Annotated in this window: 14 protein-coding genes; 13 read left to right on the top strand and 1 reads right to left on the bottom strand. The window is 41.2% G+C overall.

Annotated elements, in window-relative coordinates; all coding sequences use genetic code 11:
- The 13 genes from HY960_03625 to HY960_03685 all read left to right on the top strand — a co-directional run.
- A partial coding sequence (locus HY960_03625) for a hypothetical protein (GenBank protein MBI5214818.1) occupies positions 1–255 on the top strand: 255 nt, incomplete at its 5' end.
- Between the two features lie 59 nt (positions 256–314).
- On the top strand, positions 315–860 hold the full coding sequence (locus HY960_03630) for a carbonic anhydrase (protein ID MBI5214819.1): 546 nt from the start codon (positions 315–317) through the stop codon (positions 858–860).
- Positions 861–863: 3 nt separating this feature from the next.
- Positions 864–1,592: a tRNA pseudouridine(38-40) synthase TruA gene (truA, locus tag HY960_03635; protein ID MBI5214820.1), complete on the top strand. Its 729-nt coding sequence runs from the start codon at positions 864–866 to the stop codon at positions 1,590–1,592.
- A gap of 100 nt (positions 1,593–1,692) precedes the next feature.
- Entirely contained in the window at positions 1,693–2,508 is an 816-nt protein-coding gene (locus HY960_03640) for a M48 family metalloprotease (GenBank protein ID MBI5214821.1), read from the top strand.
- A gap of 47 nt (positions 2,509–2,555) precedes the next feature.
- The gene (locus HY960_03645; GenBank protein ID MBI5214822.1) at positions 2,556–3,884 is read left to right on the top strand and encodes an HlyC/CorC family transporter; all 1,329 of its coding nucleotides are present in this window, start codon (positions 2,556–2,558) and stop codon (positions 3,882–3,884) included.
- Positions 3,884–4,198: a hypothetical protein gene (locus HY960_03650; GenBank protein MBI5214823.1), complete on the top strand. Its 315-nt coding sequence runs from the start codon at positions 3,884–3,886 to the stop codon at positions 4,196–4,198. Before HY960_03645 ends, HY960_03650 begins: the two co-directional genes overlap by 1 nt.
- 3 nt (positions 4,199–4,201) lie before the next feature.
- Positions 4,202–5,125, top strand: coding sequence for a glycosyltransferase family 2 protein (locus tag HY960_03655; GenBank protein MBI5214824.1), 924 nt, complete (start codon positions 4,202–4,204; stop codon positions 5,123–5,125).
- A complete protein-coding gene (locus HY960_03660) occupies positions 5,122–6,132 on the top strand; it encodes a glycosyltransferase family 2 protein (protein ID MBI5214825.1) in 1,011 nt (336 codons plus the stop codon). The genes HY960_03655 and HY960_03660 overlap by 4 nt, the downstream gene beginning before the upstream one ends.
- Positions 6,133–6,237: 105 nt before the next feature.
- Entirely contained in the window at positions 6,238–6,954 is a 717-nt protein-coding gene (locus tag HY960_03665; GenBank protein MBI5214826.1) for a DUF2064 domain-containing protein, read from the top strand.
- Positions 6,951–7,535 carry a nicotinate-nucleotide adenylyltransferase gene (locus HY960_03670; GenBank protein ID MBI5214827.1) on the top strand — a complete coding sequence of 195 codons (585 nt, stop codon included), beginning with the start codon at positions 6,951–6,953 and terminating at the stop codon, positions 7,533–7,535. Before HY960_03665 ends, HY960_03670 begins: the two co-directional genes overlap by 4 nt.
- A 38-nt stretch (positions 7,536–7,573) precedes the next feature.
- Positions 7,574–11,524: a S8 family serine peptidase gene (locus HY960_03675; GenBank protein MBI5214828.1), complete on the top strand. Its 3,951-nt coding sequence runs from the start codon at positions 7,574–7,576 to the stop codon at positions 11,522–11,524.
- Positions 11,525–11,535: 11 nt separating this feature from the next.
- Positions 11,536–12,126 (top strand): hypothetical protein, encoded by a 591-nt coding sequence (locus tag HY960_03680; GenBank protein MBI5214829.1) that lies wholly within the window; start codon positions 11,536–11,538, stop codon positions 12,124–12,126.
- A 67-nt stretch (positions 12,127–12,193) separates the two neighbouring features.
- Positions 12,194–12,391, top strand: coding sequence for a T9SS type A sorting domain-containing protein (locus HY960_03685; GenBank protein MBI5214830.1), 198 nt, complete (start codon positions 12,194–12,196; stop codon positions 12,389–12,391).
- 114 nt (positions 12,392–12,505) lie between these two features.
- On the opposite strand, the gene HY960_03690 is transcribed toward HY960_03685, so the two are convergent.
- Positions 12,506–14,197 carry a HEAT repeat domain-containing protein gene (locus HY960_03690; GenBank protein MBI5214831.1) on the bottom strand — a complete coding sequence of 564 codons (1,692 nt, stop codon included), beginning with the start codon at positions 14,195–14,197 and terminating at the stop codon, positions 12,506–12,508.
- Positions 14,198–14,200 lie beyond the last annotated feature (3 nt).

Genomic DNA, 14,200 nt, shown 5'->3' on the forward strand with positions numbered 1-14,200 from the left:
AATTGGGATACAGACGCACGACGCGAGCAATACCGTCAACTACGTGTTCAAAGCGATGAAATCTATAACAATGCAAATTTTGTTATTGCCGCAATTGTGGTGAACCATGTTGTCAGCGCGATCAATGCCGCACGTACGACTGTCAGTCACAACGAAGCGCTTGACCAAACCGGCTCGCTAAAATTTCAGGCACGTCCGCTCGGAACACTTGCCCATCCGAATGGAATTATGTTTTCCGCTTCCTACCAATTTTAATTTTTTCATTCCCATTCGCGTGGAGTATTCTACGCAAATAGAACAGTGAGCATACAATTGTGAATCGCTTAGTTTCAGTTACAAAATCGGAAGATATTTTCCCGATGTATAGGGAAACTCCTATCGGTCGTTTGCTCGAGTATCATAATCTTGCACGGGCACACGATGAATATTCGAAGGCGGAACTGCTCGTCGGGATGTGCATGGATAATAGAAAGCAATTACATATTCCCGATAATTTCGCATTCATCATTCGCACAGGCGGCGCAAATCTCCGGTACAGTGAATTCAAAGTTTCATTTGCAATTGCAGTTGGCGGAGTAAGTGCGCTTGCTTTAATCGGTCACACGCAGTGCGGAATGGTAAATCTCATCGCACGCAAAGAACAATTTGTAGATGGATTAGTTGAAAAAGCAGGATGGCAGTCCGACTCAGCGGAAGAACATTTTTATCATTACGCGCCCATGTTTGAGATCGGAAATGAAATTGATTTTGTGTTGAGTGAAGCGAAACGAATTCGTTTACGATACCCGAAAATACTCGTCGCGCCGATGTTGTATCGGGTGGAGGATAATTTGTTGTATCTTCTTGATGAATCGAAGTGACCAATGCGTAACATCATACTTACAATTGAATACGACGGTGAGCAGTACGTCGGATGGCAGAGACAGTTGAACGGAAAAAGTATTCAGGGCGAAATTGAAAACGCACTGAAGACAATTCTTCAGGAACAGGTGAATGTCATTGGCGCGGGAAGAACAGACGCGGGTGTTCATGCTCGCGGACAGGTTGCAAATTTTCAAACAAATACTTCGCTTGAATTGTATCAAATCAAATCGGCATTGAACAGTTCGTTGTCGGATGATATTGTTGTTCATGATGCAGTTGATGTGGAAGAAGATTTTCACGCACGGTACAACGCAAAACAACGCGTGTATAAATATTTCATCCGTCAAAATGAAAGCGCGCTGGAAAGAAAGTATTCGTGGTTTGTACGATACGAGTTGGACATCGAACGAATGAGAGAAGTCGCACAGACGATTCTCGGTGAACACGATTTTGAAGGATTCGCGAAAGTCGGTTCTGATGTGAAGCATTTTGTCTGTCATGTTTCGATGTCGGAATGGCAAGTAGGCGAGAAGCGATTAACATACACAATCTCGGCAGACAGATTTTTACGCGGAATGGTTCGCGCTCTCGTCGGAACAATGATTGATGTCGGTCGGGGATTTCTTTCGCCTGATATTTTCAAAGAGCGGCTCGATAACCGATTGAAGTATGAACCGCGTTCAGCCGCCCCCGCGCACGGTTTGGTTTTGGAACAGGTATTTTATTGATTACAATTTGTATAGCCCACACCTTCAGGTGTGGGTGGCAAAAACTCGTAGAGCGGTTTCAAATAATACAAATGAATTTTATTAACAATTACAGGAATCTATGAAGCGTTATTTACAACTTCGATATTTCATTTTTACATTTACATTATTGTTTGTCATCGGGTGCGGCGTTGCACTGAACATGTACACCGACTCGGATGAAATCAAGTTAGGACAACAACTCGACCAACAAATTAAAAGTAACCCGAAAGAATATCCGATTCTTCAGGGACGACCGGAAGTGAAACAATACGTGATGAACATCGGAAATCAGGTGCTTGCTTCATCGGAAGTGAAGAAGCGTGGTGTGTATGCGTATCAATACGAAATCATTCACGATGACAAAACGATTAACGCGTTCTGCACTCCCGGCGGATACATTTACGTTTATACCGGCTTGTTGAAATTTCTCGATAACGAAGCCGCGCTCGCCGGAGTGCTTGGGCATGAAATCGCACATGCTGAACGAAAGCACGCGACGAATCGAATGACGAAGGCGTACGGTATTCAATTTATCCTTGCTATCGCATTGGGTGAAAAACCTTCACAGATAGTTGAAATCGGGGCAAACTTATTTAGCGGACTCGCGTTGCTTGCAAACAGCCGTGCCGATGAAACCGAATCGGATGAGTTTTCGATGAAGTATCTTTCTTCGACAAAATATTATCCCGGAGGTGTAACATATTTCTTTGAGAAGATTCAAAAAGAGCAGGGGAGAAGCGGCGGCGCGCTTGAACGATTACTCTCAACGCATCCGCTGCCGCAAGACCGCGTTGACCATGTAAACGAACTTCTTCGCAACATGGGAAATCCTCAGCCGACGGAAAACAATACTTTTTCCAAATCCTATCAGGAATTCAAAAAGAAACTTCCGTAACATGACAACGTTCTGTTTGAGTAATATTTTTCATAACAAAAATTGATATGTCTGAACTCATTGGAAATTTTGTTTTCGTTTTATTACTTGTGTTGGCGAACGCTTTCTTTGTTGCGGCAGAGTTTGCGATTGTAAAAGTTCGTTCATCTCAGATTATCGAACGACTTCGTAAGGGGCATAAACAAGCCGAATTAGCAAAGCATATTATTGATAATTTAGACGCATATCTTTCTGCAACTCAACTTGGAATAACACTCGCAAGTTTAGGACTTGGTTGGGCAGGCGAACCCTTACTTGCCGATATGATTCAGAAGCCGTTGATGTCCATAGGAATCGTTGATGAAAAAATTCTGCATGGAATTGCCTTTGGAATAAGTTTTTCAATTATTACGTTTCTCCACATCATTCTGGGGGAATTAGCGCCAAAATCATTAGCAATCCAATATCCTGAATCAACAACTCTCATTATTTCATTTCCGCTACAATTATTTTATCGGATTTTCAAACCGTTCATTTGGCTCTTGAATACTGTTGCAAACCTTCTTTTGCGCGGATTCGGTATTCAACCTTCTTCAACAAGTGAATTGTTACATACATCTGAAGAGTTAGAAATCATTGTTACGGAGGGAGCAAAGAGTGGCGCTCTGACAAAAACCGAGCAGGAACTGCTTTCAAGTATTTTTGAATTCACTACGACAACGGCAAAAGAAATCATGGTGCCACGAACAGAAATGATTGCGCTCGATATTGATTTGCCGCGCGAACAACTGATTCGTAAAGTTATCGAAGAAGGTTATTCACGTATGCCCGTTTTTAAAGATTCGCTCGATAACATTGTCGGAATTATCTACTCGAAAGATTTGATTACGATGATGGAACATCGTGACCTGATTATCCTTCAAGATATTATGCACACGGTCCATGTTGTTCCCGGAACGGTGAAAATCAGTGAACTGATGCGCGACCTGCAACAGCGAAAACTGCACATGGCAATTGTTGTGGATGAATTCGGCGGCACACAGGGACTCATCACGATGGAAGATATTCTCGAAGAAATCGTTGGCGAGATTCACGACGAGTACGATGAAGTGCTGAAAGAAGTAGAGCACTCGACGGATGGTTCGGCATTAGTTGACGCGAAAATCTCCATCTCGGATTTCAATGATAAATTCTCTGCAGAGATTCCTGAGGATTCCGAATATGAAACTCTGAACGGATTTTTATACAAGCAATCGGGCAAAGTGTTGAATCAGAATGATGAAATATCATTTAAAAATCTTCATTTCCGTGTGATGAAAACGAGCCAACGAAGAATTCGTCAGGTGAAAGTGAAGAAAGTTTCCGGTATTCAACATGCTCAGACAACAAGCGAGTGATGTTGAGAAAATTTATAACTGAACTCAAACGCGAAAGCGAACACCTGAATTGGGGAAGGGAAATTGTCGTTGAGTTCGCTTCCAACTACGAACAGTTTGCTGCAACCAATTCCTTTTTTCATGTTCTTGAAACCAAAGGCGCAAACTTCTATCCGTTTCCTGTTTCCATAGCAAAAATTCTTAGCAATATATTTCCTTCCATGTCGGTGGGATTATTTTTTTGTTTGAGGAGAACACAAAAACAGGGAGCGTTCGTTGAAGTGTTGCAACAGAATTTCTTCCAAACCAATTACTTTGACGGAACCACTCGCTGAACGATGTCGCCGGATGTTTCCATAATTATTGTCACGTACAACTCGGCGTCGTATATCGAACAATGTATTCATTCAATACACGAGCATTCACAACAAACTTCTTTTGAAATAATAATTGTTGATAATTGTTCATTAGATACTACCGTTCAAATTATAGAAAGTAAATTCCCTCAGGCCAAAATATTCCAAAACCAACATAATGTCGGATTTGCATCAGCGAACAATCAAGGCATCGAAGCAAGCGAGGGAAAGTATATTCTTCTCCTCAATCCCGACACAGAGTTCAAATCAAATCTCTTACAGGAAAGTTTGACGTTTCTGAAACATCATCCTGATGTTGGTTGCGTGGGTCCACAGATTCTGAACGTTGACGGAAGTATACAACGAACCGGAGTTAGTTTTCCGTCTCTGTGGAATAGTTTTGTTGAAATATTTTTCCTCGAGCAACTTTTTCCATCTACTCGAATCTTTGGTCGTCATCGCCGCTTGTTTGATAATCCAAATGAAGAACATATTGTGGATTATCTTCAAGGTTCTTGCCTGATGTTCCCCAAACAAGTATTACAGAAACTTGCTGGGATGGACGAACGATTCTTTCTCTATTTCGAAGAGACGGATTTGTGCTACCGTTTGAAACAGGAAGGATGGAAGACGGTCTATGTTCCGCAAGCAAAACTACTACACTACGGCGGAAGCGGGAGCGAGTATTACAATGAGTTTCGACTTTTGAACTATCACAAAAGTTTTCTGTTGTTTCACTCGAAACATTATTCACAGACAAAACAGATTGTCTTTCGTTTGATTCTGTTTGCGCGAGCGTTCGTTCGGGGGTGTACATTTGTCGTACTTTCATTTCGTCCGAATTATGTTGAACGCGCTGTTGCCTATTTCAAAACAGCGCTGTACTTATCGGGAGTGAAGAAATGAGTTCATCGGTTTTCTTCTCAGTCATCATCCCTACATTTAACCGCAAAGAAAAGTTGATTGAATGTTTGCAATCATTGGATGCTCAAACATTTCCTAAAGAACGATTTGAAGTGTTAATAGTTGATGATGGTTCGACTGATGGGACGGAAGAGGCGGTTCATCAGTTCACGGGCAAATCAAAATTATCCATTCAATATTTACGGCAGAATAATTTAGGTCCCGGCTCGGCACGAAATACTGCCGCCCATAAAGCAAGCGGAGAAATTCTTGCGTTCACCGAAGATGATGTAGTCATAGAAAACAATTGGCTCGAACGAGCATCAACATATTTTCATGAAGAATCGCTTGCCGGATGCGAAGGACGGACGACGATTCAAAACTCAACGCGTCCGCTCAGAATTATGGAACAGCACGGACATCTCGGTTTTCTTCCTTGCAATTTATTTGTTCGAAAAAATGCATTTCTTGAAATAGGCGGTTATTCAACGGAGTACTTTGACCAAAATACCAAACTCTATTTCCGCGAAGATGCTGATTTCGGTTTCCGACTGATTGAGCGAGGTTTAAAATTCGTCTATGCAGATGATGTTGTTGTAGCCCATCCGCCGCAATTCACAACGTGGCAATCTCCGTTTCGTCACGTCAAACGGTTCTTCTTTGATGCTCTCTTAATGAAACGACACCCGAAATTATTTCGTGAAACATTGGAGGTGAAACGAATTGGTTCATTAAAGATTCACCGTCCGTTTCATTATTTATCGTTATCGTTTTTCGTTTTCTGTCTCTTCTTTTTTGTTTCGATTTTCAGCGAAGGTAACTTTGCGTTTCTTCTCTTCATCGGGATGGTTATTTCAATCAGTGGAATGAGTTTGCGATACATCCAAAACGACACGCCGTTAGTACTCAGGATTCAGATATTGCTTTCCATACCATTCGTTTCTTTTTCCTACTTGTATTGGTTTGTGAAAGGATGTTTTCGTTTCAAAAACTTTCGAGCGTTGCTCTGATAGTGAATGCGCACGATGAACGAAAGTTTGCTGTGAAACAAATTCTTGTTTTTTAACTCAAAGCTTTCTATTATCAAAGAGAAAAAACAACGAGAAAATTTTTTTATGTATGTTCGAAATAAAAAAGCATTGGTGATATTCTCGAAAGCGCCTGAACTTGCTCATCGCGCTCCCGATGAACCATACGCAGGTTTGCCGTGGACAGACCTTGATGCTCTTTATTCTGCAATGTTTGATGATGTTCTTGAAACAGCGCTCACCTTGCCTTCGATTGATGTTTATATCTTAAAAAATGACCCGGAATTTTCCAACGAATTTCTCATCCGCCTCAATCCTAAAGTTCAAATTTTAGAACACCCGAATACTGCACTACATGAACGTGTGCACTATGCATTTGAAACATTGTTTTCATTGAAGTATGAACAAGTTGTTCTTTTGCTGGAACCCAATCCGCTTATGACAAAAGCAGATTTACGGAATACATTCGAACTGCTTCATTATGACGATGATTCTGTCGTCGTCGGACAAAATAGTAACGGGAAATGTTTCCTTCTTGCTTTGAAATCTGACCATTCTGATTTGTTTGAAGCGATGGGAGATACGGATGTATTTTCCAATGAACAATGTTTTTTTGAACGGATTTGTGAACGCGAATTAATGGTGTTTCCTATTCCGCCTAAATATCCGCTTGATACAGGTTCATCGCTTCATCGCTTGAAAGTCGAATTGGAAGAGTTGGCTGGCGGAAACGGGTTTTCTCAACACACGCGGACAATGTTTCGCTCCATTGATAAAAAATACAGGCTTCGTAAGTTCCGTTGAAACGTTTCGGAATTTATGGTGGCACCTTTAACCCGCCACATCTCGGGCATCTTATCGTGACGGAAAGTGTTCAAGACCAGTTGCAGTTTGATAACGTGTTGTTTATTCCTGCTGCAATTCCGCCGCATAAAATCGAGAGTCAAATTGCCCCGGTTCGCGCCCGGCTCGAAATGACAGCGCTCGCGATTTCCAAGAACAGGTCGTTTGAAGTTTCAGATATTGAAATTACCCGGACGGGTTTTTCTTACACAATTGATACAGTGAATCAGTTAAAAGAATTGTATCCACACACGAATTTTTCTCTCATCATCGGCGCGGATAATTTTCTTGAAATTGAATCATGGAAATCCCCCGAAAAAATTCTTGAGCAGGTTGAACTTATCGTGATGAATCGTTTTGGATTTGAACCGGCGCTGATGAACTCGAAGTTTATGAAAGAAGCAAGGTTTGTTACGGTTCCTAACATAGGAATTTCGAGCACGGAAATACGCAGACTGGTGAAGCAAGAACGTTCCATCCGTTATCTCGTTCCTCCAGAAGTGGAACAATATATCTACGTCAATGGTTTGTACAGAACGTAGAGCAATTTTCGATCAACAATAACTAACACAGGTACATTATGTTATCTCTCAAAAATATTCTTTGCAGTATTGCACTTGTATGTTTTTTTCAGGTTTCTGCATTCGCATCGAATTCTTTTCAAGTCAGTAAATCATCCAATCCAAGACCTTCGCTTTTCAGCAAGACGAAGGAGAATAGTCATTATTTACATGATAGAATTATTATCAAACTGAAAAGCACCGTGACGCTTTCAAAAGGAGCGAAAATATTCGGGCTTTCAAATGTAGATAAAGTATTGTCAGAATTTTCAACCACCTCGGTTGAAAAAATGTTTGAGGAAACGAATTTGTCCCAAGCGAAAGAATCGCCGCTTACCGGAGTATTTGTGGCAAAGTTCACCGCCCCGGTGGATGCGTTTGAACTTGCAAGCGAAGTCTCACAACTTCCTGAAGTTGAATATGCGGAACCATGGTTTATTTATCCTGTTGGCGCTGATTCCATCTTTCGTCCTAATGACACGCTTTATACCAAAGGAAGCCAATGGGGATTGGGAAAAATAAAGGCTGACTCCGCATGGTATCATGCAAAGGGTGATGCTTCGGTCGTGATTGGTATAATAGATACAGGAGTGGAGTGGGACCATCCGGATTTGTATGGAAATATTTGGTTAAATCCCGGAGAAGATGCCTGGTCTAATCCGAACGACCCTTCAACCGGAAACGGAGTTGATGACGATGGGAACGGATTCGTAGATGATTGGCGCGGCTGGGATTTCGGAGGGGCGTCGTACCAAAATCCTGTTGCAGATAACAATCCAAATGCAAAAACCGGGAATATCGGGCATGGAACACATGTTGCCGGAATTGCATCTGCCTCGACAAATAACACAACAGGAGTTGCAGGAATAGGATTTAGTTGTAAAGTACTTCCAATCAAAACAGCTTCGGATAACGATGCTCGCGGTACGGGTGGAAATGCGTTTATTGTGTTTGGATTCCAGGGAATAAAATACGCGGCAGATGTTCACGCTGACGTTGTCAATTGCAGTTGGGGCGGCGCAGGGTATTCTCAATTCGAGCAAGATGTTGTTGATTACGCAACTGAGCGAGGAACGGTAGTCGTTGCCGCCGCAGGAAATTCAGGGTTAAGAGAAGCGCAGTATCCTGCAGCGTATCGAGGTGTTTTTTCCGTCGGGGCAAGAGTAAATGCAGGGACCGGCTATGAACTGAAAGCCGGTTACTCAACGTATCACACAAGTGTAGATGTAACTGCACCCGGAGGAAGCGGTTCGGGAATTAGCGAGATGATTCTCAGTACGTATGTTGATAGTTCGTATGCGTATATGTCCGGTACCTCCATGGCGGCGCCGTTCGTTGCAGGATTGATTGGACTAACAAAAGCCAAATATCCTGATTTGAATTCTGAACAAGCGGCAGAGCAAGTACGAGTTACTTCAGACCCGAAAGAAAACACTCCTAATTATAGATACTTGCTCGGGAAAGGAAGAATCAATGCGTACCGTGCTGTGAAAGATAGTTCACCTGTTTTTCCTTCAGTTCGATTACTCTCCTACGCGCTTGATGATGAATCCGGAGGCAATGGGAATGGAATTCCTGATCCAGGTGAAACTATAAATTTACTCTGCACATTTAAAAATTATTTACGTGAAACTTCTCCAACCGCATCCGTAACACTGGTGTCTACCGATGCGAATAAAATTCAAGTGATTAACAATTCATTTACTCTTGGGAGTATCACTACGCTTGGAACAGTAAATAACTTTTCTATTCCGTTTACAATAAAAATAGGAAGTTCTGTTGCAACAAATCTCCTTCATGAATTGAGGTTTGATTTTAAGGATGGTACTACGTACTCAGATTTTCAGTGGATTGAGTTGCTTCTGAATCCTCTTTTTATTACACATAAAGTCGGAAATGTTGCATTTTCAGTATCAAATTTCGGCTCACTTGGGTATTTTGATTACGCACAAGGTTCTGGTGTTTCGTACGGCGATGGTTTCCAGTATCCAATCGGCGACCCGTCATCACTCTTCCATGCTTCGCTGATGGTTGCAACCGATTCAAACCACGTTGTTGATAATGCATTCGGAAATCCCAGCAATTCAAGTGCAGTTGATTGGAAAGTAGCATATGATGGTAAATTCAGTTTACCTCAAATACCAGGTACAGACCAATTAATACAAGCCGCTTATACTGATTCAAGTGCTGGAACAAGCAGAATAGGTTTAAAAGTAAGACAAAGATCTTATGCTTACTCAACTTTTCCTGATAACGACTATATCATTATCCAATTCGATATAAAGAATATTCGTACAGATACTATCAAAAATGCTCTTGTAGGCATCTATGCCGATTGGGATATTGGCGATGTAAATGAAAATAAAGTACGTTATGATGGAACAAAGAATTTAGGATACATGTGGGATTCAACAGGTTCAAATTATTTTGGCATTTCATTGTTGACTTCAACTGTCGCTTCTTCCTTCAGAGCAGTTAATAATCCGATTTATGTTTATAATGGTTTTACTGAAGGAAACAAATATCGGTTTTTAAATGAAGGTTTTGTGTTGACTGAAGGTACTCCGATAGGAGATTGGTCATTTGTTATTAGTGCGGGACCATTTACAATTCCTCCAGGAGATAGTAACAAAGTAGCATTTGCATTTCTAGGCGGTGATAATTTGAGTGATTTGAAAGCGAATGTCGATGCGGCAAAAAATAATTGGTTAGCTTTAACGAGTGGATTAGCCATTCCAGAACTCATTTCGCCTGAAAACGATTCTGCATTTTTAAATCCTTCTCCGACATTATCTTGGGAATCAACTTCACTTGCAACAGAGTATATTTGTCAGGTTTCAACTGACCGTCTTTTCTTTCATAAAGTTGTAGATACAACAGTAACAGATACCACTCTTCAAATCGGGCCACTTACTGATAGTACGAGGTATTTCTGGAGAACCCGTGCAAAAAATTCAACGAGCGTAAGTCTTTGGTCTGAAATTCGAAGTTTCGTTTTATCTGTTCCGTTACAAAAACCTCAGATAACCATTTCGGTACTACAAAATCCTGTTCTAACTAAATATTTTGATGTAATAATTAGTTCTCACATGGAATTAATTCAAAATCCATTAGTACAGACAGTCTCTGCTAATGAACGAGATACAATTGATATGACTGAAATTTCACCCCAACTTTATAAAGGTAGTTCTGTTTTTAAGGCTACTGGTAGCTTAACTTTGCTCGTTTATGTTAAGGCAACCAATGGACAAGATTCTGCTGCCTCAAAGACCATCAATGTAGGATTAGTTAAAAAAGGAGAGATTACAGAAATTGCTAGTGTTGATGGCGATGCAAGAGTAATTTTCCGTGAGAATACAGTTACTGAAGATATATATGTCGTTGTTTCAAAGGAAACCCCAATTAAATCAGAGAAAATTGTTTCTGCTCTATTTACCGTAAGCCCAGATAGAAAATTTTCAAAAGATTTATCAGTAGAATTTGATTATTCAAGACTTATTATCCCCAAAGAGAAAGTTCCCCATCTTTGTGTCTATCAAAAGAAAGAGAATGAGCTTGTACAACTCGAGTCGTGGATAGACCATAAGTCAAAAAAAATCATTGGTAAAACTCAGCAGACAGGAACTTTCTTTCTTGGATTAAGTGCTATTAATGTAGCACAAATATTGCCAGAGAATTATCAATTGTATCAGAATTATCCTAACCCATTTAATCCTTCTACCAAAATTTCATTTGATGTGGTTCAGCCCTCGCATGTGAACATAAAAATATATAATTATCTCGGACAATTAGTGAGCACACTAGTAGACGAGGATTTTATGTCTGGAAACTATAATGTGGTTTGGAATAGTAAAAATGAAGGAGGTATTTCTATGGCTAGCGGAGTATATTTTTGCAAAATGGTAGCAGTTAATCTCCAAACTGCTACTGTTGAATATCAACAAACAATTTCAATGACAATTATTAAATAAGGTAAAGAATCATGGTGCGAGAGTATTTTATTATAATATTAATTTGTTGTGCTTTAATAGCATGTAATGAAGAGGGAACGACACCTCCAACAGAAAAAACTGCTTCCCAACTGATTCAAGAAGGATGGACAGCGTATATCAATAAAAATTATCAGATTGCGATAAAAAGATTTGTTGAGGCTATTCAAAAGGACGGAACTATCTCAGATGCGTATAATGGGACGGGTTGGACATTGAGCAGGATGGATAGTCTTGCCCAATCCGTTACGGCATTTCAGAATGCTTTAACAATAAATGGGAATAATTATGAAGCACAATCCGGACTTGCCTTCGATTTGAATGCCCTGAAACAATATAATCAATCGAACTATTATGCTCTTGAAGTACTTAATCAAAATGGTAACTGGACATTTAGTCATGATACCACGATAAATAAAAAAGATTTACACATTGTGATTGCCCAAAATTATTTTGCACAGGCAAAATTTGATTCCTCGCTCAGTCGAGTTCAAATTATTGAAGGAAGTTTTAATGCGGATATTTCAACCCTCAATGGGCAGAAACAATTGGCTGCAAAAATTGAGGAACTGTTCGAAGAATAGATAAGTAAGAAAATTTGAGACATCCACATCGTGTCAATTATAAGCAGTATGAAGTTTAACACTGCCTTTGGCACACCGTGAACATCTTTCATTAAAAGTCTATGACATGCTTGGGAAAGAAGTTGCAGAAGTTGTGAATGAAGAACAGACAGCCGGGCTTCATGAACTAAGTTTTAATGGCGCCGACTTAGCATGCGGTGTGTATTATTATCGTTTAATCAGCGGGAGTTTCGTTGATACGAAAAAGTTCTTGCTGGTGAAATAAAGAATTCTTTTTCAAGTGTGGCCCCGCCTGATAATTTTCAGTGCGGGGCTTTTTTATTCGATAATTCGGTGGAAGGTGAACAAGCAGGACTTGGAAAAAGTACAATCCGAATATCTATTTCTTCTGTTCCTCATACCACTTCATCCACGCATCATATTCTCCGCCAAAATTATTCGAAGTGATTTTAACCAACGAGCGAGTGGCTTCGCGGCGAACATCCATGCTTGGGTCTTTCAGCGCGGAGATGAGCGGCTTCACTGCTTCGGAACTTCCAATCATGCCAAGAGCAATTGCGGCACTTTGGCGGACTTGAGCGGATTGTTCTTTTATCCAATCGAAATCTAACACTTCCTGCAGGCTACGCACTAACGCGTCAACTGCATTTGCATCTTTGTATTTGCCAAGCGCAAGCGCGGCGCGTTGTCGAACAGTAAAATTATTGTCTCGCAACAAACTCATCACTCCGTTGAATGTTGGTTGTATTTTCAAATCGCCGCAGACTTCAATCGCGGCGGAGCGAACATCTTCGTCGTTATCATGAAGCATGGATGATAACGCTGAAGCGCCATACAACTTGTACATGAGTTCGATGAGTTTCGGAATGTACGAGCCGTTCGCTTTGAATACCTTTGCAAACGGTGCGGAAGTACCATTCGTCGAGTTCTGAACGGGCGAAGACAATTGAGGCGGTTCAATAGTGCGTGCAAATACTCGTTTGAACGAAGGATACCCCGGCAAATCGAACGATAATTTGCCACTTAAAGAAGCGCCGGTGTAGTGCATCAACTCAGTTCCATACGCACTGCCAAGTGCAACACCTGCTGTTTTTACATTCAACGTTGCCGAAAAAGATTTCGCATCGGGTCCTACGGCGGTGACATTGGCATGTTCTGAAAGCAAGCGACGTGTGAGAGACTCAATAGGAAGCGAGACGCCGGTAATTGCCGAAGAATCACCATCGGCATTTTTCTGATAAAACAACTGTGTTGCAATTACCTGTACAATTTTTGCCTGACGATACGCGAGGGCAATATCTTCTATGTTATGCTTTGCAACTTCAACATACATTCCCTGGGGATACTGACGGATGTATTCTTCGTACGCTTCAATCGTCTGCTCTTTATTCGCTTTCCGGAACGCAATCAGTTCGATGCGACCGAGCGCATCGGCTTTGAACGCGCCATCAGGATAGCGCTTCAAATAATTGAGATAAACAGAATCAACGTCTTCATTTTTCAATTCCTCGAAACTGAGAAATTCAATCATCGCCCGTGCAGAGTCGGCATACTTTCCGTCGGGATAATCTTTCAGATAACTTTCGTACGCGGTGACGGTGTTCGCGGTGCGAATTTGTGTATTGAAGTAGAGATGTTCACGGCGGGAGCGCGCCTCGTTTGCGAATACTCCGTTCGGAAATCTCTGCAAAAAATCATCATACCCGTTGACGGAATTTTCCGCTTCAGTCTGTTTATGAAAAAATAATTTTTCCAACCGTTCATTTACTTCTTGTGCAAATTCACCCCGCGGAAATTGCCGGAGGTAACGGTCGTAGGAAGAAATCGTATGTTCTTCTTTTGCACGAAGGAAGGAGAGGGTATCAATTTTCCAGCGCGCTGAGTCGGCAAGTTCTTCCGAGGGATTCGAATCCAAAAAGTTTTGGTATGCTTCCAAGGTATTGATTGCCTGTGCTTCTTTCCATCCGGTCGTGGACGAAGCGCAACCGTTCAGAAGCGATGCAAGAAGTACATGCAATGCAACGGCAACGATGACTATTTTGAATTGAGAGAACATGGGCTTTTTCTTCATAAC

Source organism: Ignavibacteriota bacterium, assembly GCA_016212665.1.
Lineage (GTDB): Bacteria > Bacteroidota > Ignavibacteria > UBA10030 > SZUA-254 > FW602-bin19.